Below are 25,443 nucleotides of genomic sequence, written 5' to 3' on the forward strand. Positions count from 1 at the left end.
CCAGAGTATAACTATGCGCGGCGCCGGAATAGCCCGGCAAGTGCCCGAAGCCCTTGCCTGGCCGAATGGCGCTCTTATTCCTGATTTTCGCCACGTTCGCGGGCAATGGCGCGGTAGCCAATGTCGTTGCGATAGAAGCAGCCTTCCCAGTCAATCCTTGCCGCCAGCTTGTAAGCTTGCTGCTGAGCGGCATCGACGCTGGCACCCATTGCAGTGGCGCAGAGTACCCGACCACCGGCCGTTACCACTTGACCATCCTTGAGCGCAGTACCGGCGTGAAAGACTTTGCCTTCCAGTGCTGCGGCTGCGTCGAGGCCGTTGATGGCAACGCCTTTAGCGTAGTCACCCGGATAACCGCCTGCGGCCAGCACGATGCCGACGCTCGGACGCGGATCCCATTGTGCTTCGACCTTGTCCAGCGCTTGCGCCAGAGCAGCCTCGACCAGCAACACCAGGCTCGACTGCAAACGCAGCATCACCGGTTGGGTCTCAGGGTCGCCGAAACGGCAGTTGAATTCGATGACTTTTGGGTTACCAGCCTTGTCGATCATCAAACCGGCGTACAGGAAGCCAGTGTAGACGTTGCCTTCCTCGGCCATGCCGCGCACGGTCGGCCAGATCACCAGGTCCATGACCCGCTGATGGACTTCGGCGGTGACGACCGGGGCCGGGGAGTAGGCACCCATGCCGCCAGTGTTCGGACCTGTGTCGCCGTCGCCGACGCGTTTGTGGTCCTGGCTGGTGGCCATCGGCAATACGTTCTTGCCGTCGACCATGACAATGAAGCTGGCCTCTTCGCCGTCCAGGAACTCCTCGATCACTACGCGTGAACCGGCGTCGCCAAAGGCGTTGCCCGCAAGCATGTCGCGCACGGCGTCTTCGGCTTCGGCCAGGGTCATGGCAACAATCACGCCTTTGCCGGCAGCCAGGCCATCGGCCTTGATCACGATCGGCGCACCTTTTTCACGCAGATAAGCCAGGGCTGGCTCGATCTCGGTGAAGTTCTGGTAGTCGGCCGTCGGGATCTTGTGACGCGCCAGGAAATCCTTGGTGAAGGCTTTCGAACCTTCCAGCTGGGCAGCACCAGCGGTCGGACCAAAGCAGTCCAGGCCACGGGAGCGGAACAGATCGACGACGCCGGCGACCAGCGGCACTTCCGGGCCGACGATGGTCAGGGAAACGTTTTTCTCCGCAAAGTCGGCCAGCTGTTCAAGGGCCAGCACGTCGATAGCAACGTTCTCGCACTTGGCTTCAATGGCGGTGCCGGCGTTGCCCGGAGCCACGAACACTTTCTGCACGCGCGGATCCTGAGCCACTTTCCAGGCCAGGGCGTGTTCACGGCCACCGCTGCCAATGATCAAAACATTCATTTCAAAAACCTCGGATGACGCTAATTCTGTGGAGCAGCCTGCGCTGCCTGGCTGACGGTGTGTGGCATCAGCCATACACCGAACCTGTAGGAGCGAGGCTTGCCCGCGAAGGGATCACCTCGGTATTGCAGTTGCTCCGCGGCGTCCCCTTCGCGGGCAAGTCGGATCGCCGCACCGCTCGCTCCTACAGGGAGCGTGGTGCTTTTAATGACGGAAGTGGCGCATGCCCGTGAATACCATCGCGATGCCGGCTTCGTCGGCAGCTGCAATCACTTCGTTATCACGCATCGAGCCGCCTGGCTGGATCACCGCAGTGATACCGACCTTGGCCGCGTTGTCGATGCCGTCGCGGAACGGGAAGAATGCATCCGATGCCATGACTGCACCTTGCACCTGCAAGCCAGCGTGCTCAGCCTTGATCGCCGCAATACGAGCGGAGTTCACGCGGCTCATCTGGCCAGCGCCGACACCGATGGTCTGGCGATTCTTGGCGTAGACAATGGCGTTGGACTTAACGTACTTGGCGACTTTCCAGGCGAAGATCAGGTCGTGGATCTCTTGCTCGGTCGGCGCGCGTTTGGTCACGACTTTCAGGTCGTCGGCGCCGATCATGCCGATGTCGCGGCTCTGCACCAGCAGGCCACCATTGACGCGCTTGTAGTCCCAGGCAGCGGCGCGATCAGCCGACCACTCGCCGCAGGCCAGCAGGCGTACGTTGGCTTTTGCAGCCACAATGGCGCGGGCTTCTTCGCTGACGCTTGGGGCAATGATCACTTCGACGAACTGACGCTCGACGATGGCCTTGGCCGTTTCAGCATCCAGCTCGCGGTTGAAGGCGATGATGCCGCCGAAGGCGGATTCGGTGTCGGTGGCGTAGGCCAGTTCGTAGGCCTGACGGATACCGCCTTCGGCGTCAAGGCTGACGGCAACGCCGCACGGGTTGGCGTGCTTGACGATCACACAGGCCGGTTTGACGAAGCTCTTCACGCATTCCAGCGCAGCGTCAGTGTCGGCCACGTTGTTGTACGACAGCTCTTTGCCTTGCAGTTGGGTCGCGGTGGCGATACCGACTTCCGCAGGCTTGGTTTCAACGTAGAACGCCGCGCTCTGGTGCGGGTTCTCGCCGTAGCGCATTTCCTGAGCCTTGACGAACTGGCTGTTGAAGGTGCGCGGGAATTCGCTGCGACCTTCGGTAGTGAGGGTGTCAGCCGCCTGGTTCACGGTGCCCATGTAGTTGGCGATCATGCCGTCATAGGCGGCGGTGTGTTCGAAGGCCTTGAGCATCAGGTCGAAACGCTGCGCGTAGGTCAGGCCGCCGGCCTTGAGGCTTTCGAGGACGTTGCCGTAGTCGCTGGCATTGACCACGATGGCCACGTCTTTATGGTTTTTTGCAGCCGAACGGACCATGGTCGGGCCGCCGATATCGATGTTTTCGATCGCGGTCGGCAGGTCGCAGCCTGGCTTGTTGATGGTGGCTTCGAACGGGTACAGGTTGACCGCAACCAGGTCGATCGGCTTGATGCCGTGTTCGTTCATGATGGCGTCGTCGATACCGCGACGACCGAGGATCCCGCCGTGGATTTTCGGGTGCAGGGTTTTCACCCGACCGTCCATCATTTCCGCAAAACCGGTGTAATCCGCGACTTCCACTGCGGCAACGCCGTTGTCGCGCAGCAGCTTGAACGTTCCGCCAGTGGAGAGGATCTCGACGCCCAGGGCTTCAAGCTCTTTGGCGAATTCGAGGATCCCGGTCTTGTCGGAAACGCTGATCAAGGCGCGGCGGATCGGCAGGCGGGTAGTCTGGTCGGTCATTTCAATTTCCATCAAAAGCAAAGGAGTCAGCAAAAAAGGCGACCGTTTTTATGCGGGCGCCTTTCTGGTTTGATTGAATGCTTACAGCAGATCGTACTGCTTGAGTTTCTTGCGCAGCGTGCCTCGGTTCAGTCCGAGCAGCTCACTGGCCTTGGTCTGGTTGCCCTTGACGTAGTTCATCACGCACTCGAGCAGGGGGGCCTCGACTTCGGAGAGCACCAGGTTGTACACATCCGTGACGGCAGCGCCTTCAAGGTGGGCGAAATAATTGTGCAGCGCTTTCTCGACACTCCCGCGAAGGGTCTGACCTTCTTCGCTCGGCGTATTGAGGTGCTGTTTCAAATTCACGTTGTCGCTCACGGGTGTTGTTCCACTCACTAAAGTCTCGGTCATCATCGTCATGCGGCCACCTCGTCTCCGTCCCCTGCCAGGCTCTTGTTACGTTCGGCGAAGAAGCCCTGAACGTTGGCGCATTGTGCTTCCGTATCTTCCAAACGATTGAAGTGGGCGCGAAACTCCCTGGCGCCCGGCAAGGTTGCGAGATACCAGCCCACATGCTTTCGAGCAATGCGTACGCCCATGACGTCTCCATAGAAGACATGCAGCGCAGTCAGATGCTCTAGCAGAATGCGTTCCACCTCGATCAGTTCCAATGGCGGGAGTTTCTCGCCGGTGCGCAGAAAATGATCGATCTCACGAAAAATCCATGGCCGCCCCTGGGCGGCCCGGCCTACCAGCAGGCCATCGGCACCGGTCGCATCAAGCACGTACCGGGCCTTTTCTGGCGAATCGATATCGCCATTGGCAAAGACCGGAATCGACACGGCCTGCTTGATCGCGGCAATGGTGTCGTACTCGGCTTCGCCGGTGTACAGATCGGCACGGGTACGGCCATGAACCGCCAACGCCGTAATGCCTGCCTGCTCGGCGATCTTCGCCACCGTCAGGCCGTTCTTGTTATCCCGGTCCCAGCCGGTGCGGATCTTCAGGGTGACCGGCACATCAACCGCAGCCACTACGGCCTGCAGGATCTCGGTGACCAATGCTTCATCCTTCAACAGCGCGGACCCGGCGGCCTTGTTGCAGACCTTCTTCGCCGGACAACCCATGTTGATATCAATAATCTGTGCGCCCAGTTCGACGTTGGCCCGGGCCGCATCCGCCAGCATCTGTGCATCGCCACCGGCGATCTGTACCGAGCGGGGCTCGGGATCGCCTGCGTGGATCATGCGCATCCGCGATTTGCGGGTGTTCCACAAGCTCATGTCGCTGGTGACCATTTCCGAGACTACAAGCCCTGCACCCAGTCGCTTGCACAGCTGACGAAAGGGCTGGTCGGTGACCCCCGCCATCGGGGCGAGAATCAAGCCGTTGTGCAATGTATATGGACCGATGCGTACCGCCGACATAGGACTTCCCTGTTGTGGGGCCGGATCATGAGAGTTCGAAAAAGGGTTGGCATGATACCCGCTCTCGATGACTGGATAAAGGCTGAATTGAACAAAATCTGAACAGTAATTTTGTTATCGCCAGCGGTTTAGTACCAGCGGTCAAAGTCAGAAATATGCCGTCAAAGCCGTAACACTGAACCGTTTCACTCGGGCGAATGAAAACTCAGGCTGTAATTCACCGCTTTTGAGCCTGGATCGAGGATATCCAGTGCGATGTGGATCGGCGTTTGCGGAGGCATTTCCACCCTCCCTTCGAGATCGCCGTTGAGGTACTCGCCGGGTTTGAAGCGACGGCTGGCGATCAGGTGACCGTTGAGGTCGGCGAAACGCAGCTCCAGCAGCGGGAAAGGCTGGGAGAAGGGCGCGCGGTTGTAGATGATCGCGTCGACCACCAGTGCACCGCTGAAGTCCGGGTGGCTGCGGACCACCAGGTTGCTGCTTTTGATTTTGGCGATATCGACTTTGGACGGCACCGTGCAGCCGATCTGGGGGCACAGTTGCTGGAACCACGGGCGGTACTGATCCTGGCGCGCCAGTTCGTCGAAATGGTAAGCGATGTACTGGCCGGCGAGCGCCGCCGCGCCGAGCAGGATCAGTAGGAGCCAGAAAAGCCGGCGACCCCAGGGTGAGCGGCGTTTTTGCCAGTCCAGTTGCAGTGGGTCATCCGTCAGGTCGTGCAGGGCTTCAGCGCGGACAGCCGGCCCACGCTTTTTGCGCAGGGGCTCGATCGAGGGCAGATCGTCGTCGATCTCATCGGTCGCCGACAGTCGTTCGTGATGCATCGGCGCGTCGAGCGGATCGTGCAGGCGCAGCTGGGGGGGCTGATGTTCGTCGTCCAGTTCCACCGGTTCCAGGGACAGCGAAGGTTCGGTGCGCGAGTGTTTGCTCGGCTCGAGTTCCAGCTCCGGCAAGTCGGCTTCAGCGGTCTGCGCACGATCGGCGGCCGATTCGCTGAATAGGCTGTCGGGCCAAGGCGCTTCTTCGTGCTCGACGGTATCGCGGCTAGCGCTCAGGTTGTCTTCGCGGGGCCGGCCGAATTCCGTGGTTGGCTGGATCTCCCGTTGTTCGAGGCGAGCGAGCTCTTCGTCCAGATCCAGGCTGTCCAGATCCAGCTCGGCGGCGGTCCATTGCTTTTGGCTGATGGCCCGCGGCTCCGGTGGTTCGACGATGGCCGGGGCAACCGGCGGGATCGCGTCCTTGCCGGCCCGTTGCTCAAGCAGCTGCTTGGCGGCATTGAACACCTGCAAACACGAGCCGCAACGAACCACTCCACGGGCCACGCTCAACTGAGTATGGCTGACGCGGAAGCTGGTTTGGCAATGCGGGCACTGGGTGACGAAGCTGTCGGTCATGCGGCGATCCGGTTTATGCAGACGCTCATTCTAGCGCCGACGGCCAGTGATGCGCACCCAGCCATCGCGATTGGCGATTGGGTCCAGATCGAAGTCCTGAGCGTAGGCTTTGGCGACGTCTTCACCTTGTTCGGCGAGGATGCCCGACAGCGCCAGGCGGCCACCCGGCTTGACCAGGCTGGACAATTGCGGAGCCAGGGAAACCAGCGGGCCGGCAAGGATGTTGGCCACCAGCACGTCGGCCTGAACCTGCGGCAGATCTTCCGGCAGGTACAGTGGGAAGAGTGCTTCGGCAATGTTGTTGCGCCCAGCGTTATCGCGGGAGGCTTCCAGGGCCTGGACGTCGATGTCGGTGCCGACGGCTTCCTTGGCGCCCAGCAGCAGGGCGGCGATGGCCAGAATTCCCGAGCCGCAGCCGAAGTCCAACACGTTGCAGTCTTTCAGGTCCTGACCGTCGAGCCATTCCAGGCACAGCGCGGTGGTTGGGTGGGTGCCGGTGCCGAACGCCAGGCCGGGATCCAGCAGCAGGTTGACGGCGTCAGGCTCGGGTGCGGCGTGCCAGCTTGGGACGATCCACAGGCGCTGACCGAAACGCATTGGCTGGAAACCGTCCATCCAGCTGCGTTCCCAGTCCTGGTCTTCGATCACTTCGCTATGATGCTCGGGCAGCGGGCTGCCAGTCAGCAACTCAAGGTGGGCCAGTACGCTGGCGGCTTCGGTGCCACCTTCGAACAGGGCCAGCAGGTGCGTGTGGGACCACAGCGGCGTGGTGTTCAGCTCCGGCTCGAAGATCGGTTGATCTTCGGCGTCCATGAAGGTCACCGAGACGGCGCCCACTTCAAGGAAAGCGTCTTCGTAGGTTTCGGCTTGTTCTGGGCTGATGGCGAGACGGACTTGCAGCCAAGGCATGGCGGGCACCTTTGAAAAATGTTGATTGCAGCCTAGCGGGCTGCGCGAAGCGCGCAAGTTTACGCGAGCGCGCGACAGAAGACGACAAGACCGACACGAGCTCTTCGTAGGAGCGAGGCTTGCCCGCGAAGAACGATGACATGGTAAGTCTGAAACACCGCGGCGTTTGGTTCGCGGGCAAGCCTCGCTCCTACAGAGGGAGATATGAAACCTTCAGAAACAACAAAGCCGCTTGAAAGCGGCTTTGTTGGTTTGGTTCACATCTTAATGCTGGCCAGCCAGCTTGTGTTCCAGGTAGTGGATGTTGACTCCACCTTTGCAGAAGCCTTCATCGCGGACCAGGTCGCGGTGCAGCGGGATGTTGGTCTTGATCCCGTCGACAACAATTTCGTCCAGCGCATTGCGCATGCGCGCCATGGCTTCTTCACGGGTTGCGCCGTAGGTGATCAGCTTGCCGATCAACGAATCGTAGTTCGGCGGAACGGCATAGCCACTGTACAGGTGCGAATCGACGCGAACGCCGTTGCCGCCTGGCGCGTGGAAATGCTTGACCGTGCCTGGGCTTGGCATGAAGGTTTTCGGGTCTTCGGCGTTGATCCGGCATTCCAGCGAGTGACCGCGGATAACCACGTCATCCTGGGTGTACGACAGCTTGTTGCCAGCGGCGATGCTGAGCATCTCCTTGACGATGTCGATGCCGGTAACCATTTCAGAGACCGGGTGCTCAACCTGTACGCGGGTGTTCATTTCGATGAAATAGAACGCGCCGTTCTCGTACAGGAACTCGAAAGTGCCCGCGCCACGGTAGTTGATGTCGATGCACGCCTTGACGCAGCGAGCGAGGACTTCAGCGCGTGCTTTCTCGTCGATGCCCGGTGCCGGCGCTTCTTCGAGAACCTTCTGGTGACGACGCTGCAGCGAGCAATCGCGGTCGCCCAGATGGATGGCGTGGCCCTGGCCGTCGGAAAGCACCTGAACTTCCACGTGGCGTGGGTTGGTCAGGAATTTTTCCAGGTAGACCATCGAGTTGCCGAACGCTGCGCCCGCTTCGGTGCGGGTCAGTTTGGCGAAGGAGATCAGGTCTTCTTCTTTATGCACGACGCGCATGCCGCGACCACCGCCGCCGCCAGCGGCTTTGATGATCACTGGGTAACCGACTTCGCGACCGATGCGCAGCGCGGTTTCTTCGTCTTCCGGCAACGGGCCGTCGGAACCCGGAACGGTTGGAACACCGGCTGCGATCATGGCGTGCTTGGCCGATACCTTGTCGCCCATCAGGCGAATGGTGTCGGCTTTCGGGCCAATGAACGCGAAGCCGGAGTTCTCGACCTGTTCAGCGAAATCAGCGTTTTCCGCAAGGAAACCGTAGCCTGGGTGAATGGCGGTAGCGCCGGTCACTTCAGCCGCGGCGATGATCGCCGGAATGTGCAGGTAAGACTTTGCAGCCGATGCCGGACCGATGCAGACGGATTCGTCCGCCAGACCCAGGTGCATCAGTTCTTTGTCGGCCGTGGAATAAACGGCGACAGTCTTGATGCCCATCTCTTTGCAGGCACGCAGAATCCGCAGGGCGATCTCACCGCGGTTGGCGATCAGAACTTTTTCCAACTTCGCAGTCATCAAAGTCTCTCCGCGGTTCAAACGATGGTGAACAGCGGTTGGTCGTACTCAACCGGCTGGCCGTCTTCGACGAGGATGGATTCGATCACACCGCTGGTTTCAGCTTCGATGTGGTTCATCATCTTCATGGCTTCGACGATGCACAGGGTGTCGCCTTTCTTCACGGTCTGGCCGACTTCAGCGAAGGACGGCGAGCTTGGCGAAGACTTGCGATAGAACGTGCCGACCATAGGCGAACGGGCAACGTTGCCGTTCAGCACTGGCGCGGCCGGAGCAGCAGGAGCGGCAGCGGCAACCGGGGCAGCAGCAACAGGCGCCGGCGCCGGAGCGTGCATTGGCGCTGGAGCGTAGTACTGCTGAGCCGGGGTCTTGCTGTGACGGCTGATACGTACGGACTCTTCGCCTTCCTTGATCTCGAGCTCGTCGATGCCGGACTCTTCCAGCAATTCGATCAGTTTCTTAACTTTACGGATATCCATGAATCATCAACTCCCAAGGGTCGGTCAGGGGCGTTACGCTTGTTGTTCAAGCTGTTGCCTGTCTTTCAAGCTGCTCTAGGGCGGCCTCCAGGGCCAGTCGATAACCGCTGGCGCCAAGGCCGCAGATCACTCCCACCGCTACATCGGAGAAGTAAGAGTGATGGCGGAAAGGTTCGCGTTTGTGCACGTTAGACAAATGCACTTCGATGAATGGGATGCTCACCGCCAGCAGCGCGTCACGTAATGCGACACTTGTGTGCGTAAAAGCTGCTGGGTTGATCAGAATGAAGTCCACACCTTCGCTGCGGGCGGCGTGGATGCGGTCGATCAATTCGTACTCGGCGTTGCTTTGCAGGTGCAGCAAATGGTGGCCGGCTTCACGGGCGCGGCGTTCCAGGTCCTGGTTGATCTGCGCCAGTGTCGTAGCGCCGTAGGTGCCCGGTTCACGGGTGCCGAGCATGTTCAGGTTGGGTCCGTGCAGAACCAGTAGCGTCGCCATCTGCTGTTCCTTGTGATCTGTGTGCAATTGTCAGAACTCGGCGACTATGCCGCAAAGCCTTTGTGACTGTCCAGTTCTATGCAATAGCCAGCACGATGGCCGATGTTTGCGCGAAATATATGACCGGGTTGTTAAATCCGGTCATTTGCTTTCGCAACACGTTCGGCGAAGTCCCTGGCGTTTATCTCGCCGATTACTCGCACATCGGTGTGTTCAACTCCGTCCTTGCCGAAAAACATCAGCGCCGGCGGGCCGAACAGTTTGTAGCGGTCGAGCAGGGCACGTTGCTCGGCGTTGCTGGCGGTGATGTCGAAGCGGATCAGTCGATAGCCTTTGAGGCGCTCGACGACCTTGGCGTCGTTGAGCACTTCATGTTCGATGACTTTGCAACTGATGCACCAGTCGGCGTACCAGTCGAGCAGCAGTGGGGTGCCTGAAGATTTGGCTTCGGCGAGGACGCGGTCCAGTTCCGCCGGGGTGCTGATGGTTTGCCAGGCGCTGGTGTTTTGCGATTGCTCGGTACCCATGGTGATGCGCGGCTGGCCAATCGGATTGAGCGGATCGGTCTGGCCGCTGAACGCGCCGTACCAACACGCTAGCGCATAAAACAGGAGGAACATTCCCAGTAGTTGGGCCAGGCGTTTTCTCGGCGGTTTGTAGACGAGCTCCAGCGCACCCATGAACAACCCGACACCAGCGGCCAGCAAGCCGATCAACAGCAACGTGATCTGGCCCGGCAGTACTCGACTGAGCAGACCAATCGCCAGCCCCAGCAACAAAACGCCGATCGCGTTTTTCACATAAATCATCCAGGGTCCGCTTTTCGGCAGCCAGGCGGCGCCACCGGTGGCGACCAGCAACAGCGGTGCGCCCATGCCGAGACCGAGCATGAACAGTTTCAGACCGCCGCCCAATGCATCGCCGCTGGCGCTGATGTACAGCAGCGCGCCGGCCAGCGGCGCCGAGACACAGGGCGAAACCAGCAGACTGGAGACCACGCCGAGCACGGCGGCACCCCACAACGAACCGCCTTTGGTGCGACCGGCGATACGGTCCAGGCGACTGCTGATGGCATGAGGCAACTTGAGTTCGAAGACGCCGAACATTGCCAGGGCAAACAGTGCAAAAAACATCGCGAACGGCACCAGCACCCACGCCGATTGCAGCCGCGCCTGAAGGTTGAGCTGGGCGCCGAACATCCCCATCAACGCGCCGAGCAGAGCGAAGCAGGCGGCCATTGGCAGCACGTAGGCCAGGGACAGATTGAAGCCGCGCAAACCACCCACTTGACCGCGCAACACCACGCCGGACAGGATCGGCAGCATCGGCAGCACACACGGTGTGAACGTCAGGCCCAGGCCTGCGAGGAAAAACAACGCCAGTTCGCGCCAGCTCCAGGCGGGTGTCGTGCCTGCGCTGCCGTCAATACTCAGGCGTTCCGTTTCGGGTGGGTAACACAACCCTTTGTCGGCGCAACCCTGATAGGTCACGGCCAAGGTAAAGGCGCGTTGATCGGTGCGCGGCAGCTCTACATCGAGAACCCCGTGGTAGACCTCGACATCGCCAAAGTACTCATCGTGTTTCTGTTCGCCCTTGGGCAGTTGCGCGGCGCCCAGGTCAACATCGGCCGGATCTGCGCGAAACTGAAAACGATGCCGGTAGAGGTAGTAACCCTCTGTTGCGATGAAACGCAGCTTGATTGATTGCGGCGTGCTTTCGACCAGGCTCAGCTGAAAGGCTTCACGCACCGGCAGGAAGTCGGCGCTGTTGTTGATCGAGCCCAACGTCGAACTGGGCCGACTCTCCAGCAACCCGGCGGCGGTGGCCGGCAGGGCGAGCACTAAAAGCAGCAGGCAAAGCAAACGGCGCATGACAATCTCGCGTATCGAAAGTGAGGGCATCATAGCGGACAGTCGGCGGATGTGCAGGGCGGGTAGTTTTGCGGTGATTGTTCTGACGCCTTCACGCCCTGAGCCTTTCCTTCAACACGATGTTGCTGTGTCCGGCTCGCTGATCAAAGGCGATCCGACGAAGGCGATCTATCAGACGCGAAAGGCCTGAACGGCCGTGTGCAGTCGTCCACCCAACACCAGCAAATTCTCCCCTTGCACGCGCCCTTCGCCAATCCTCAGCAAGTTATCGCCACCCAATTGGTGAATCCGTTCGCTGTGATCGCGGATTTCGCTGACGGCACCGCTCTGCTGGGCGGTGACATCGGCGATGCGCACGGCGGTGTCGGAAATGGTCTGGATCGCCCCGACGATTTTATCCAGTGCGCCGTCGGCGGCCTGGGCCTGATTGGCGGTGGCTTCGGCGTGTTCAACCTGGGCGCGCATGCCTTCTACTGATTGTCGTGCGGCGGTTTGCAGTCCCGCGATCAATGTCTGGATCTCTGTGGTGGCGCCCGCGGTGCGTTGTGCCAGTGAGCGAACTTCTTCGGCCACCACCGCAAATCCACGACCCATTTCCCCGGCGCGGGCCGCTTCGATGGCGGCGTTCAGGGCCAGCAGGTTGGTCTGATCGGCAATCGAGCGGATCACCGTCAGCACGCCGCCAATGGTCGCCGACTCCTCGGCCAAGTGCTCGATCATCTGTGCATTGCCTTGCACTTCACCCACCAGCGCATGCAGGCCGGTGAGACTCAGGCCAATGACCTTCTGCCCATGCTCCACCGCCAGCCCGGCATGGCGGCTAGCGTCGGCAGCCTGGCTGGCGTCGCCGGCAACCTGTTGAATGGTCGCTTCCAGTTCGCCGAGGGAATCACGGATCAGCGCCGTGTCGCCGGCCTGATGTTCGGCGCCGCTGTGCAGGTCATTGCTCAACTCGGCCAGCGTTCGGCTGCTACCGGCGACCTGTTCGGCGTTGAGGCGAATGGTCCCCACCAAGTCGACCAGATAGGCGCGCAAGCGATTGAGCGACGCTTGAATGTCATGCAATTCGCGATTGGTCTTGCCCAATTCAATGTCCCGGCTGAAGTCGCCCTCGGCCCAGGTCGAGAGGGCTGGTGCGAGGTTGGTCAGGGTTCGGGCCAAGCGTCGTTGCAGGGTGTCGATGAGCAATGCAATCAACAGAATCAGCCCGATCATCACCCCTTGCATCAGCCGCACTTCGCCCTGAATCTGTCCGTGCTGGGCGCGAACCACCGGTTCCAGCCCGGCGATGGCCTGCTGCACGGCAGCGATTTTCAGGTGAGTGGCGGCGCTGAGGTCGGTGCGTTTCTGGATCTGGTCGCGTGTGCGTGCCAGTTCGGCCGGGTAGCGAGTGAGGAGGCTGTTCAATTCACGCTTGAGGCCGACGCCGGCATCTTCGGCGACGGCTTTTTCGGTGTTCTCCAGGCCCATCATGGCTGCGAAATCATCCGTGTTCGATTCACTTGTGCTCGTCACGCCCAGCAGCGGCAAAGTGTCCAGGCGCTCAGCCTGAGTGCGGATGTTGCTGACTTCACGCTCAACATCGACGGCCAGTTCGCTGCGGCCGCTGCTGACCAGTTTGTCCCGGGCCAGAGACAGTTTGCCCAAGTGCTGGGAGGCCGCGAGCAGCGGCGTCAGATACGCCGCGTTAGCGCTGGCGTATTGGCTGAGTTGATCGAGGCTGGCGCCGATCTCCCGTTCGGCTTGCAGCAACAGCGCTTGCGGATCACCGGCCAGTTTGCCGGCCGCCAGCAGGTCGGTTTTGCTGAACTCTTCCAGGTTCGACAGGCTAGGACGCAAAGTGTCGGCCAATGCCGGCGGCAACTCGCCGAGTTCCTTTTGCAGGCCGTCGATGGCCTGGCTGGCGCTGCTCAGGCGCAGGGCATCGCCGCTGGCGAGATAGTCCCCGATGTTACGCGCGACTTCATTCTGAAATTGCTGGGATAAGCCCAAGTAACGCTCCATCAATAAATAGGGGCGCTCCAGGGCCTTCTGCGACCACCAAAGTGTGGCGCCAAGGGCCACGCACACGGCGACTAAAAGGAGGGTATTGAGATTGGTCAGCAGCTTCAGGCGCATTGCGGGTCTACCAACGGCAGAATGGTAAGTGCCTGAAGTTATTGCGTTTCTGTTACAGCGTTATGACCGAATGGGTCGATTCCGATGAAAAAGTGGCACTTTGCTTTGACGTCCGCGCGGCCTGAACGCGGTTGCGTCCGGCGTCCTTTGCGCGGTACAGCGCTTCGTCTGCCTGGCTGGCCATCATCAGGCTGTCGGAGTCTTCACACAGTTCCACCACCCCGGCGCTGAACGTGCACCAGAGGTCCTGCGGTTGGGCCGGGTAGTGAATCTCGGCAAAGCGTCGACGGATCTCGTCGAGCACCTTGTGAGCCGATTCGAGATCGGTGTCCGGCATGACGATGGCGAATTCTTCACCGCCATATCGGCCGATGAAGTCGGTCTTGCGCAAGCGTTGCTTGAGAAACAGCGCCAGGCTCTTGATCACCCGATCGCCCATGGGGTGGCCGTGGCTGTCGTTGACCCGTTTAAAGTGATCGATGTCGAGCATCGCAAAGCTCAACGGCTTGCACTCGCGGCGGGCGCGGAAGCTGCAGTCTTCGAGCAATTGCAGGATGTGCGTGTGGTTGTACAGCCCGGTGAGGCTGTCGCGAACCATCCGCGCCTTCAGATTGCGTGCCCGTGCCGCGCGGTTGCGCACGGTCGTGATCAGGTGTCGCGGCTTGATCGGTTTGGTCAGGAAGTCGTCGCCGCCCTCGCTCATGGCGTCGAGCTGCTTGTCCAGATCATCTTCGGCGGACAGGTAAATGATCGGCACGCTGACGTAACGGTCGTTGTGACGGATCACCTTGGCCAATTCAGTGCCCGTGCAGGCCGGCATGTACATGTCGAGGATAATCAGGTCCGGCTGGAAGTCCGCGAGCTCGGCCATGGCCTGGATCGGCTCGATCAAGGTCCGCGTGACGATCCCGGCGCTGTTGAGCAGGCGCTCGGTGTGCAAGGCCTGGGCACGGGAGTCGTCGATGATCAACACTTTATAAGGTTCGTACTGCGCGACGCAGGTCAGGACTTCAATCTTCTCCAGCAGGTTCGACGCTTCGAGGGTGCCGGTCAGGAATTCCTGGCCACCGGCGCGCACGGCGGCGAGGCGGGTTGGGGTATCGGTTTCGAGCAGGCTGAAGAACAGCAGCGGCAACGGTTCATCCAGACCGACCTGGGCTTCGGCCGCCAGTTTCAGGCCGATGCCGGGGCCGCTGAAATCCACGTCCATGACGATCGCTGCAGGCAAGCGCTCGACCATTGAGGAGCGAAACGCCGAAACGCTGTCGAGGGCTTGAGCGCTGAGCCCAAAAAATTCAAGCTGCTTGGCCAGACGCTCGGCACGATCGTGATCCTGTAGCATCACGTAAATCGGCTTGCGCAGGGGCGGCAGAAAGGTTTGGTCCAGATGATCGCCATGGCGCAAGCCGGTGCGTGACAGGCGCTGCATCAAGCGATTGAGGTCAGTGATCAGCCCGCTGCTCAGGCGTCCGCGATTGGCGTCGACCGCCTCCAGCGACTGACCGATGTGGCGCGCCAGTTGGGTGTGTTCAGGTTGCTCAAAGCGCTCGGCGAAACGCAGCAGGCGCAGATTGGCCTCGCTCAGTTCCGATAAGTCGGTGGTGGACCACTCACTGCATTGCAGGCGCTGCCATATCTCAAGAATTTGACGTGCCTGATGAATTACCCGCTGGGCAAAGTGGTGCTTGAGGCGCTCACGGCTGGGGTCTTCTGGCTCGGTCATATCCTGACTACTAGTTAGGGCGCATGCTGAGATCGACTGGTGGCTCTATGCTAGCACCTCTTTTTCGATCGCATGAGTGTCGCACGTCAATAAACTGCAAAGCGACGTTATTCAGTTTATGACCGATGAGTATCGGTCGGGGGGATCACTGACCGATAGAGCCTGATGAAACGGGTGTTTCAGGACGTCTCCTGGTTATTCAAGGCAACTCCCCAAGGCTCGGCGAGCTTCGTCTGTCAGGTATTTCTGATTTTCCGCACAGATGATCCGATCGGGATTTGCGGCTGATACGGTTCAGGGATTCCCTTAGACGCCGTCCGCAAACCATGACCCAGTGTTTCAAAGAAACCCCTACGATGAGCAGCGCCTGAACCACAACAGCACGCCGGTTGCTGAGTGTGAATGTAAGGAGGTGCGGCTTTATGGCAGCAAGACGCTTGTTACCGATGTGCCGATTCTTACGTGCTCATGTCTTTGGCGTCGCTACCAGCGCGAGGCGGAAGAAATCGTCGTACCTGATGGTGTATTGATTGCCGACCCGGTGGAACGCAACCGGGCGATCAACGCCGCTTACGCTCGATTGTGGCTAGTTTCCTTCAGGCGTTGCACAGGCTATCGAGTTGACCCTAACCAGCCAAGGCCAGCGCGTCGAGGACGGACGGACCTTCGGTTTTGGCAACAACCCGTTGGCGGATTTGTCGGACATCGAGCAACGAATGTCATTCGTGCTTCAAGCGGCGGCACGCTTTGATCAGATGCTCAGCGATCACAACCGTAGTGCATTAGGCACGTCTGGTTCGGCATTCCCAAGGTCGATGCAAAATTGCGATTCGTCGACCCGCAGTTTGGGTTTACCACGCCTGCGGCGCGCTTTTTCACTGTCGACTTTGACGACAATGTCATTTTCGGCATTCGCATGTCTCCGGTCAGGAGCGGGCCAGCCCAGGCGTCACGATCGCCAAGGATTTTCCGCCTCGTTGACAGCATAACGGCCGAGCCGCTGGCGCAGCAGCGTTACATCGCAACCGTGGACGGGCAGGCGGCCCAGAGAAGAACCGACGGCGAAGGCATCGCCCATCTTTTTGCGCAGGCCGAGGTGCGGCAGATTTCAATGGAGGTCATAGGCGTATAGCGCATGTATGGACGCTTGAGTTTATCGGCAACGATTGCCGCAGGTTCGGCCGTAATTTTTTTGGATTAACCCAACGGCAGGTGCCGGCCAAAGGCACGTTGTTGTATGGTTGTGGTCGAACCGATGAACTCTAGTGATTGAAAGGATATCGCCATGCTGGACTGGAAGAATCGCGCGGGCAGCGCGCCTGAACGTGCCGCTGAACCGAAATCGGCCACCCGCAGTTACTTGGGTGGCCTACTGTTCAGCCGGGCGCTGGCCACTCTGATTGCCATTTACTTGCTGGTGGCTATTGCGCTGGGCTGGTACTGGAGCCAGGAACCTGCACTGTTCCCGGTTCAGCAGAATGCCCAGATGGCCGCCGAGAAAGAAGGCAAGCAAATGGTCATCGGCTACACCACGGTCGAAACCCTCAAGACCGTCGCCGGTACTTTGCTGACCAAACCGGGTGGCTATATTTCCAACGACCGTTTCCCGCCGGGCCTGTGGATGGACAACACGCCGAGTTGGGAATATGGCGTGCTGGTCCAGGTGCGTGACTTGACGCGTGCCTTGCGTAAAGACTTCGCCCGCTCGCAATCGCAATCTGCCGAAGACTCCGACCTGGCCAAGGCCGAGCCGCGTTTCAACTTCGACAACAAGAGCTGGGTGCTGCCATCCAGCGAGTCCGAGTACCTGGAAGGTATCAATTCCCTGAGCCGTTATCAGGCGCGCCTGTCCGATCCGTCGCAGAAAAACGCGCTGTTCTATGCCCGCGCCGACAACCTGAACAACTGGCTGGGCGATGTCGGCACCCGTCTGGGTTCGCTGTCGCAACGGCTGTCGGCCAGTGTTGGCCGGGTCAAGCTCAACACCGCGCTGAAAACTGAAGTCGTCGCTCCAGGTCAGGTGCCACAGGTTGACGAAGAGATCGTCGAAACCCCGTGGATGCAGATCGACAATGTGTTCTACGAAGCCCGCGGTCAGGCCTGGGCCTTGTCCCACCTGCTGCGCGCCATCGAAGTCGACTTCGCCGACGTGCTGGCCAAGAAGAACGCCACGGTCAGCGTGCGCCAGATCATTCGTGAGTTGGAGGCCTCGCAGGAACCGGTCTGGAGCCCGATGATCCTTAACGGCAGCGGCTTCGGGGTGCTGGCCAACCACTCGCTGGTCATGGCCAATTACATCTCCCGGGCCAACGCCGCAGTGATCGATTTGCGCCAACTGCTCAATCAGGGCTGAGTCATGGTTGATAGCTCCGTCGATAGCATGCGGGAGGCCGCCCATCGCGCGGCCTCGGATGCCGAACAGATCGCCTGGGTTGACGAGCAGGACAACCTGCTCGGCGCCCTGGTCCGCTCCGACCTGCGCGAACGCGGGCTGATCGGGCGCGGCACTTACATCATGCTGTTCAATTCCGTCGGTGAGCTCTGCGTGCATCGACGCACGCTGAGCAAAGCCATTTATCCAGGTTTCTGGGACGTGGCGGCGGGGGGCATGGTGCTTGCGACCGAAACCTACGCCGAATCGGCCGCCCGCGAGCTGGAAGAAGAGCTGGGCGTGAGCGGTGTGGAACTGACTGCCCATGATCACTTTTTCTTTGAAGACACGGGCAATCGGCTGTGGTGTTCGGCGTTTTCGGCGGTGTGGGACGGTCCGTTGATCCTGCAACCCGAAGAAGTCCTGGAAGCGCGCTTTATACCTGTCGATCAGGTCCTGCTGGAAATCACGCAGAAGCCTTATTGCCCGGACTCTCTGGCCGCGTTGAAGCGCTATCTCCGGGCCCGTGGGTCGGACGTTGCATAAGAGGCATAAATTGGTGCCGATTGGCTCTTAGCAAGTCGGCTTTTTGCCGTTACACTGCGCGACCTTTTCAAACTGAACCGGCATTGCCTGGCTCAGTAGCGCTGCCCCTGCCTGAGTGGGGCTTCGCGGTCGATGGCACCTGCCCAGGTTGCCGCGACCAGTCTTTGTCCTCCCAAGAGGATTGCCGGTGGCCAAAAAAGCCGCATCCTTCGCCGCCCTTGGTGGCCTGGTATTTTCCACCGACGCAGGTCGTCATTGCCCGGATTGCAGTAAGCCGGTGGATGCCTGCATCTGCAAACAGACCGTTATCCTGGCCGGCGACGGCATCGCTCGTGTGCGTCGCGAAAGCAAGGGGCGCGGCGGCAAGACGGTGACCACCATTACCGGCGTGCCGTTGCCCGAAGACGCGCTCAAGGACCTGGCCACCACGTTGAAGAAACGTTGCGGGACCGGCGGGGCGTTGAAAGACGCAATCATTGAAATCCAGGGCGATCATGTCGAGCTACTCTTGGCCGAACTGATCAAACTCGGTTTCAAAGCGAAGAAGTCCGGTGGCTAGCAGCCTCTGTGAAAACCACCCTCGGCTTGATCCAGTCCTGACAGCAGGTCTGACGTCGTCTACATGGTTTTCACAGAGCCTGTTCTGACCGGTTTCTAAACTCACTGCGGTCAGCGAGGTCTATCCCTCGTTGACGAACCGTCATTTTCATTCTTTAGACTGCGCCGGCCTGAACCCAGGCGACGCTCTATGACTTCTTTATAGGGGACTTTAATGTCCGTACGACGCACACGCAAAGACGATGGCAGCCAATGGACAGTTGCGGACAGCCGCAGTGTTTACGGGATTCGCCATTGGGGGGCCGGGTATTTCGCGATCAATGACGCCGGTCGCGTCGAAGTTCGTCCGAACGGTCCGACCAGTTCGCCTATCGACCTGTTCGAGCAAGTTGACCAGCTGCGCCAAAGCGGCCTGTCCTTGCCGTTGCTGGTGCGTTTCCCTGACATTCTGCAAGACCGCGTGCGCCAGCTGACCGGCGCGTTCGATGCCAACATCGAGCGTCTGGATTACCAGAGCAAATACACCGCGCTGTACCCGATCAAGGTGAACCAGCAAGAAGCGGTGATCGAGAACATCATCGCGACCCAAGACGTGTCCATCGGCCTGGAAGCTGGTTCCAAGCCTGAGCTGCTGGCCGTGCTGGCGCTGGCGCCGAAGGGTGGCACCATCGTCTGCAACGGTTACAAGGACCGCGAGTTCATTCGTCTGGCGCTGATGGGCCAGAAGCTTGGCCACAACGTGTTCATCGTGATCGAGAAAGAATCCGAAGTCGCGCTGGTGATCGAAGAAGCCGCCTCGCTCAAGGTCAAGCCTCAGGTTGGCCTGCGCGTGCGTCTGTCGTCCCTGGCGTCGTCCAAATGGGCAGATACCGGTGGCGAGAAATCCAAGTTCGGTCTGTCGGCGGCGCAACTGCTGTCGGTGGTCGAGCGTTTCCGCGCGGCTGGCCTGGATCAGGGCATTCGCCTGCTGCACTTCCACATGGGCTCGCAGATCGCCAACCTGGCGGACTACCAACACGGCTTCAAGGAAGCGATTCGCTACTACGGCGAACTGCGCAACCTCGGCTTGCCGGTTGACCACATCGACGTCGGCGGCGGTCTGGGCGTGGACTACGACGGTACGCACTCGCGCAACGCCAGCTCGATCAACTACGACATGGACGATTACGCTGGTGTCGTGGTCGGGATGCTCAAGGAGTTCTGCGATGCGCAGAGCCTGCCGCACCCGAACATCTTCTCCGAGAGCGGCCGTTCCCTGACCGCTCACCACGCCATATTGGTGGTGCAGGTGACCGACGTCGAGAAGCACAACGACGACGTGCCCCATATCGAGAACAAGGATGCGCTGCCGGAAACCGTGCAGTGGTTGGTTGACCTGCTGGGCCCGACCGACATCGAGATGGTCACCGAGACGTACTGGCGCGCCACTCACTACATGAGCGATATCGCGACCCAATACGCCGATGGCAAGCTGACCCTGGCGGAAAAAGCCCTGGCCGAGCAATGCTACTTCGCCGTATGCCGTCGCCTGCACAACTCGTTGAAGGCCCGTCAGCGTTCCCACCGTCAGGTGCTCGACGAACTCAACGACAAGCTGGCAGACAAGTACATCTGCAACTTCTCGGTATTCCAGAGCCTGCCGGACACCTGGGCCATTGGTCAGGTGCTGCCGATCCTGCCGCTGCACCGTCTCGACGAAGAGCCGCTGCGCCGTGCCGTGCTGCAAGATTTGACCTGCGACTCCGACGGCAAGATCAAGCAATACGTCGACGAGCAGAGCATCGAAACCAGCCTGCCGGTTCACGGTTTGAACGAAGGCGAAGACTACCTGCTGGGCATCTTCCTGGTCGGCGCCTACCAGGAAATCCTCGGCGACATGCACAACCTGTTCGGCGATACCGATTCGGTGAACATTTACCAGAATGCCGACGGCAGCGTGTACCACGCGGGTATCGAAACCCACGACACCATCGAAGACATGCTGCGTTACGTGCACTTGTCGCCGGAAGAACTGATGACCCACTACCGCGACAAGTGCGCCAGTGCGCGCATCACTGCTGCCGAGCGCACCCAGTTCCTCGACGCTTTGCGTCTGGGCCTGACCCGCTCGTCTTACCTGTCTTCTTGAGGTAAGACACCGCTCTCATCAGGTTGTCTGAAAACGTACCGTTAATAGCGGAAATTTCAGATGACCTGGTGGGAAGCCTCTCTGCTTTCAAGCGAAATGGCCCACATTCCTAGCCGTCCAAGCGATGTGGTCTTCTTTTCGCGTAGGTCATTTCCTAAGTTGTACTTCGGCACTCTACTCGGCCAACTCTCTCGGAGAGAATCCCCGGCCGCCCCTCCTGTAGAGAATCGCCGATGTTCGATCCAGTCAACGAGCCGTCATTTCGTCTGGATGTAGCGGGTCTGCCCGACCCCTTTGAGGTCTTGGCGTTTACCGGTCGAGAAGCCATCAGCGAGCCTTTTGTGTTCGACGTGGATCTGCTCATCGATGACCTGACACTCGACCTTGCAAGCCTGCTGTACCGTCCGGCCTTTTTGCACGTCGGGCCTGCGGGAAACGGCTTCCACGGACAATTGCATGAACTCGTCCAGCACGACCATCACCCGGCTGTCAGGCTTTGCCGCATACGTCTGAGGCCGAAGCTGGCTTGCCTTTCCCTGCGCTACAGTCAGCGAATCTTCAGCGCGCGCTCGGTACCGCAAATCCTTGATCAGGTGCTCAAGGAGCACGGCATTGCCGGCAAGGATCGGCGTTTCGAGCTGAGTGGCGATTACCCGGCCCGTGATTTTTGTACGCAGTACCGGGAATCGGACCTGCAATTTCTCCAGCGCTTGTGTGCCCAGGAACAGCTTCATTACCACTTCGAACACCTTGTGGACGCGAGCTGCGTGGTTTTCGGTGAGGGTCAGGGGCATTTTCGCCTCGGTGAAAATGCACGTTTCCAGGTCGAGAGCGAGCAACCGGCAGTGCGCCAATTCGAGCTTCAGGGAGGACGACGAACCCCGCAAAGTGCCGAAGGTCGTTCGGACTTGACGTCGCTGCGCAGTGGTCAGCTGATGCCGCTCTCCGACCATCCGATCGCCGACTGGAATCATCTCTGGCTGCTGACCCATGTCGAGCATCAGGGGCGCCAGGATCCAACGGCTCCCTACAGCAACCAGATCCGCGCGGTTCACTGGGAGGTGCCTTTTGTGTCGCCTCACTCTGCAGTGAAACCAACGATGCACAGCCTGCAACGGGCTTGGGTGGTCGACATCGATGAATCGCGGCCCGATCCGTCCAGACCGGTTGCCGTGCAATTTGACTGGCTCTATCAGGGCGAGGGTGCGGCGCCCAGTCACTGTTGGCTGCCGTTGGCCGCTGAACTGGGGGGCGCGGCAGTCACGCAGTTGAGTGAGGGGGCTGAGGTCGTGGTGAGCTTTATCGAGGGTGATCCGGATCAGCCGTTGATCACCGGGTTTATTCACCTGCCTACGCTTGTTCAAGAGGCTGAAACCCCCGTCACGACCAATGATTGCCCGCCCATTGAAGGCCTGCAGGGATGGCTGCAGTCGGGCGAACCCTTGATGTTGCTGTGCCTGCTGCCCGGTGGCGGCAGTTTCAGCCATTGCACGCAAACCCTTTGCACCTGCCGGGCAGCGATGCGGTTTGGCCAGAGCGGTGCGGCATGATCGCCGCGACCCCGCAATGGTTGTTGCTGGATGTACCGGGTGCGCCACAGGCTCGGGCGGCGCTGCAACAGAAGTTTGCGCATGCCCGGTGGTTCTGGTTGTTCGAAGGCACTGAGTGGCATGCATTGCGTGAAGTCGGACCGGCCCTGATCGACCTTCGGACATGCCCTGCGCTGGCCGGGTTGTGCCAAAGCGAAGCGTTACTCTGGCGAGGCTTGCTGGTCGCCAGTGAGACGTCGTCGTCGCAGTTGCTGGCGCATTTGCGCCGGATGCTCACGGTCACTTTCGACTCGCATCACCGGGCCTTGTTGAGTTACTACAATCCACATACCGCCAGTTACTTTTTTGATGCCTGCGATGCGCTGGAGCTGAGCCGCTGGCTGGGTCCGATCAGCCAGTTGCGCTGGTTCGGCGGGACCTGGGCCGACCGCGCAGTCGGCAGTCAGGGTTGGCAACAGTTGGTCAACCCGAGGCTTACCGTCAGCCCTTTGGCGGTTGAAGAAAACCTCAGCCCTCGTCATCGGGAAAAACTGCAAACCTGCGTGTTGGAACAGCACACTTGGCACTGGAGCAAATCTACCGGGACCGAATACCACACGCTGTGGTCCCACGTGCAGGAAGGGCTGGCACTGGGTTTCAGCGAACGTCGGGTGCTCGATGGCTGGTTATGGCTACGCTTGCAGTACCCCGGCGCGTTCCCTGCGCTACCGTTGCCGGGCTTCACCCAACAGGAGCGACTCGATAACCTGCGCAATCTGTGGCAGAACGATCAGCCCTGAACACGAGGTTCGATATCGATGGCGAGCACACTCCGGCGGCTGTTCGGCTTGGCAATCGGCGGCGTTTTACTTGCCGCGATGACGGCATGTTCGCCACTGAAGTTGCTCAATGTGCTGACCCCCAGCGGAACCTTCGACAAGACCGAGGGCATTGCCTATGGCAGTGATCCGCGGCAAAAACTCGATGTGTATGTGCCGCGCCATCCCATGGAAAACACCCCGGTGGTGGTGTTTTTCTACGGTGGCAGCTGGAACAGCGGTTCGCGCAGCGATTACGGGTTTGTCGGCGAGGCGCTGGCGTCTCGGGGGATAGTCGCGGTGCTGGCGGACTATCGGTTGTATCCGCAGGTGCGTTATCCGCTGTTCCTTGAAGATGGCGCCCGGGCTGTGGCCTGGACCCATGAACACATTCGGCAGTATCGCGGGAATCCGCAGCGGTTGTACCTGATGGGCCATAGTTCCGGGGCCTACAACGTCGCGATGCTGGCACTGGACCCCGGGTTACTGGGGGCGGTGGGCCTGTCGCCACACAACCTCAGCGGCTGGATCGGCCTGGCCGGGCCTTATGATTTTCTGCCCATTAAAAATCCGGAGGTGCGTCCGGTGTTTTTCTGGCCGGACTCACCGCTGCAGTCGCAGCCGATCAATCACGTCAGTCGCGGCGCGCCGCCGGCCTTGTTGATCGCCGCGAGCGACGATGAGCTGGTCAACCCGGCCCGCAACACTGGTGGTCTGGCTCTTAAACTGCGCGAGGCGGGCGTGCCGGTGCAGGATCTGTATTTCTCGCGCACCAGCCACGCCACGCTGGTGGCGACGCTGTCCCGGCCCATGCGCGGTTTGGCTCCGGTGCTGGATGAGGTCACGGCCTTCATCAAAGCCACGCCGACTCAGTGAGCGTTGCCTGCGAACCAGCCGTCGCTCTTGTGCAGATACCAGGCAAACGCGCCGAGGGTCAAGCTGCGCAGCAACATGAACAACAGGAACGTTATCCACAGTCCATGGTTGCCCAAACCTTGCAGCGCCCAGGCAAACGGCAGTAACAAAATCACCGTCAGCAGCATACCGTTGCGCATTTCCCGGGCACGGGTGGCGCCGATAAACAGCCCGTCGAGCAGGTAACTCCCGACCGCGATCAACGGCAGCGTCGCGAGGTAAGGCAGGTAGATGAACGCTGTGTCGCGCACGCTCTGAATGTCGGTCTGCATCTCGATAAACAGATGCCCGGCGAACAGGAACAACACGGCAAACCCCAGGCTCGCCAGCAACGACCAACCGCAGGCCACCACCAATGAGCGGCGCAGAGCCCCTCGATCGCGAGCACCGATGGCATGCCCGCAAAGAGCTTCCACGGCGTGGGCCAAACCGTCCAGCGCGTGTGCAGTCAGCAGCAAACCATTGAGCAGCAGAGCGTTGGCGGCGACGGTGGCATCACCCAGCCGCGCGCCTTGCACGGTGATCAGGAAAAACACCGATTGCAGCGCCAGGCTGCGGATGAAAATGTCGCGGTTGACCGCCAATAGCGGCCGCCAGCTCTGCCACAGCGCCAGCGCGGCCCAGGCGATGTGGCCGGGATAGGCGCGCAGGGCGTTGCGGGTCATCAAAAGGCCGATCAGCGCGCCGGTCCATTCGGCGATCACCGACGCTCGGGCCGCACCGACCACGCCCCAATCCAGCCCGAGGACAAACCACAGGTTCAGCGCGATATTCACCAGGTTGGTGCTCAGCAGAATGGCCAGCGGCGCCCGGGCGTTCTGAGTGCCGAGGAACCAGCCGACCAGCGCATAACTGGCCAGCGCTGCCGGCAGGCCGAACAGGCGTGTGTGGAAAAACTCGCGAGTGAGCTGTTCCAGCTCCGCCGACGGCTGCATGAAGTGCAGCGCGACGCCGCTCAACGGGACACCCAGTGCTCCCAGGACAATGGCCAGGCCCATGGCCAACAACAGACCCTGCAGCAAAATCTGCCGCAACGCCGCGCCGTCCCCACGCCCGGCGGCCTGTGCGGCGAACCCAGTGGAGCCCATGCGCAGAAAACCCATGGCCCAGGCAAGAAAGGTATACAGACTGGCCCCGACCGCGACGGCGCCCAACTGATGAGCGTGGGGCAAGTGGCCGATGACGGTACTGTCGACCAACGCCACCAGCGGTACGGAAATGTTCGAGAGAATCATGGGGGCAGCGAGCGCCCAGACTCGACGATGGGTTGGGCGGTCGCGCCAGTCGGCGATCAGGTTGGACATGCAGGCTCCTTCGGGGAGCGGGCATTGTAGCGACATGATCGTTCCCACGCTCTGCGTGGGAATGCAGCCC

Annotated in this window: 20 protein-coding genes and 2 pseudogenes; 9 read left to right on the forward strand and 13 right to left on the reverse strand. The window is 60.4% G+C overall.

Features of this window, described 5'->3' with window-relative positions:
* Positions 1-74: 74 nt before the first annotated feature.
* The 12 genes and pseudogenes from purD to gcbA all read right to left on the reverse strand — a co-directional run bounded on the left by purD (position 75) and on the right by gcbA (position 15,204).
* A complete protein-coding gene (purD, locus tag ACYZTU_RS04330) occupies positions 75-1,370 on the reverse strand; it encodes a phosphoribosylamine--glycine ligase (protein ID WP_461968283.1) in 1,296 nt (431 codons plus the stop codon).
* A 204-nt stretch (positions 1,371-1,574) separates the two neighbouring features.
* Entirely contained in the window at positions 1,575-3,182 is a 1,608-nt protein-coding gene (gene purH / locus ACYZTU_RS04335) for a bifunctional phosphoribosylaminoimidazolecarboxamide formyltransferase/IMP cyclohydrolase (RefSeq protein WP_461968285.1), read from the reverse strand.
* An 81-nt stretch (positions 3,183-3,263) separates the two neighbouring features.
* The gene (gene fis, locus ACYZTU_RS04340; RefSeq protein ID WP_007907419.1) at positions 3,264-3,584 is read right to left on the reverse strand and encodes a DNA-binding transcriptional regulator Fis; all 321 of its coding nucleotides are present in this window, start codon (positions 3,582-3,584) and stop codon (positions 3,264-3,266) included.
* Positions 3,581-4,591: a tRNA dihydrouridine synthase DusB gene (gene dusB / locus ACYZTU_RS04345; RefSeq protein ID WP_461968287.1), complete on the reverse strand. Its 1,011-nt coding sequence runs from the start codon at positions 4,589-4,591 to the stop codon at positions 3,581-3,583. Before dusB ends, fis begins: the two co-directional genes overlap by 4 nt.
* Positions 4,592-4,776: 185 nt before the next feature.
* Positions 4,777-5,985: a DUF3426 domain-containing protein gene (locus ACYZTU_RS04350; RefSeq protein ID WP_461968288.1), complete on the reverse strand. Its 1,209-nt coding sequence runs from the start codon at positions 5,983-5,985 to the stop codon at positions 4,777-4,779.
* Positions 5,986-6,015: 30 nt separating this feature from the next.
* Positions 6,016-6,894, reverse strand: a complete 879-nt coding sequence (gene prmA / locus ACYZTU_RS04355; RefSeq protein WP_461968290.1) for a 50S ribosomal protein L11 methyltransferase — start codon at positions 6,892-6,894, stop codon at positions 6,016-6,018.
* Between the two features lie 264 nt (positions 6,895-7,158).
* Positions 7,159-8,514 (reverse strand): acetyl-CoA carboxylase biotin carboxylase subunit, encoded by a 1,356-nt coding sequence (gene accC, locus ACYZTU_RS04360; RefSeq protein WP_461968292.1) that lies wholly within the window; start codon positions 8,512-8,514, stop codon positions 7,159-7,161.
* A 17-nt stretch (positions 8,515-8,531) separates the two neighbouring features.
* Complete coding sequence (gene accB / locus ACYZTU_RS04365; protein WP_283182790.1) at positions 8,532-8,993, reverse strand: acetyl-CoA carboxylase biotin carboxyl carrier protein; 462 nt, start codon at positions 8,991-8,993, stop codon at positions 8,532-8,534.
* 46 nt (positions 8,994-9,039) lie between these two features.
* Positions 9,040-9,492, reverse strand: a complete 453-nt coding sequence (aroQ, locus tag ACYZTU_RS04370) for a type II 3-dehydroquinate dehydratase (protein WP_017336343.1) — start codon at positions 9,490-9,492, stop codon at positions 9,040-9,042.
* 131 nt (positions 9,493-9,623) lie between these two features.
* The gene (locus ACYZTU_RS04375; protein ID WP_461968294.1) at positions 9,624-11,363 is read right to left on the reverse strand and encodes a protein-disulfide reductase DsbD; all 1,740 of its coding nucleotides are present in this window, start codon (positions 11,361-11,363) and stop codon (positions 9,624-9,626) included.
* 171 nt (positions 11,364-11,534) lie between these two features.
* A pseudogene (locus ACYZTU_RS04380) lies at positions 11,535-12,041 on the reverse strand (methyl-accepting chemotaxis protein); the annotation flags it as partial.
* A gap of 1,492 nt (positions 12,042-13,533) precedes the next feature.
* A complete protein-coding gene (gcbA, locus tag ACYZTU_RS04385; RefSeq protein WP_461968296.1) occupies positions 13,534-15,204 on the reverse strand; it encodes a diguanylate cyclase GcbA in 1,671 nt (556 codons plus the stop codon).
* Positions 15,205-15,530: 326 nt separating this feature from the next.
* Between gcbA and ACYZTU_RS04390 the strand changes: the two are divergent.
* The 9 genes and pseudogenes from ACYZTU_RS04390 to ACYZTU_RS04430 form a co-directional block, all read left to right on the forward strand.
* Positions 15,531-15,793: pseudogene (locus ACYZTU_RS04390) on the forward strand (DUF2515 family protein); the annotation flags it as partial.
* A 234-nt stretch (positions 15,794-16,027) separates the two neighbouring features.
* Positions 16,028-16,336, forward strand: coding sequence for a hypothetical protein (locus tag ACYZTU_RS04395; protein WP_461968298.1), 309 nt, complete (start codon positions 16,028-16,030; stop codon positions 16,334-16,336).
* A 153-nt stretch (positions 16,337-16,489) separates the two neighbouring features.
* Positions 16,490-17,557, forward strand: a complete 1,068-nt coding sequence (locus tag ACYZTU_RS04400; RefSeq protein ID WP_461968300.1) for a DUF2333 family protein — start codon at positions 16,490-16,492, stop codon at positions 17,555-17,557.
* 3 nt (positions 17,558-17,560) lie between these two features.
* A complete protein-coding gene (locus ACYZTU_RS04405) occupies positions 17,561-18,121 on the forward strand; it encodes an NUDIX hydrolase (protein ID WP_461968302.1) in 561 nt (186 codons plus the stop codon).
* Between the two features lie 187 nt (positions 18,122-18,308).
* On the forward strand, positions 18,309-18,680 hold the full coding sequence (locus ACYZTU_RS04410) for a translation initiation factor Sui1 (RefSeq protein ID WP_461968304.1): 372 nt from the start codon (positions 18,309-18,311) through the stop codon (positions 18,678-18,680).
* 213 nt (positions 18,681-18,893) lie between these two features.
* Positions 18,894-20,807: an arginine decarboxylase gene (gene speA, locus ACYZTU_RS04415; RefSeq protein ID WP_461968306.1), complete on the forward strand. Its 1,914-nt coding sequence runs from the start codon at positions 18,894-18,896 to the stop codon at positions 20,805-20,807.
* A gap of 233 nt (positions 20,808-21,040) precedes the next feature.
* Positions 21,041-22,357, forward strand: a complete 1,317-nt coding sequence (locus ACYZTU_RS04420) for a contractile injection system protein, VgrG/Pvc8 family (RefSeq protein WP_461968308.1) — start codon at positions 21,041-21,043, stop codon at positions 22,355-22,357.
* The gene (locus tag ACYZTU_RS04425) at positions 22,354-23,136 is read left to right on the forward strand and encodes a DUF4123 domain-containing protein (protein WP_461968310.1); all 783 of its coding nucleotides are present in this window, start codon (positions 22,354-22,356) and stop codon (positions 23,134-23,136) included. The genes ACYZTU_RS04420 and ACYZTU_RS04425 overlap by 4 nt, the downstream gene beginning before the upstream one ends.
* An 18-nt stretch (positions 23,137-23,154) precedes the next feature.
* Entirely contained in the window at positions 23,155-24,030 is an 876-nt protein-coding gene (locus tag ACYZTU_RS04430) for an alpha/beta hydrolase (protein WP_461968311.1), read from the forward strand.
* On the opposite strand, the gene ACYZTU_RS04435 is transcribed toward ACYZTU_RS04430, so the two are convergent.
* Positions 24,024-25,373 (reverse strand): MATE family efflux transporter, encoded by a 1,350-nt coding sequence (locus ACYZTU_RS04435; RefSeq protein WP_461968313.1) that lies wholly within the window; start codon positions 25,371-25,373, stop codon positions 24,024-24,026. The genes ACYZTU_RS04430 and ACYZTU_RS04435 overlap by 7 nt on opposite strands.
* Positions 25,374-25,443 lie beyond the last annotated feature (70 nt).

Source organism: Pseudomonas sp. HLT2-19-2, assembly GCF_054898005.1.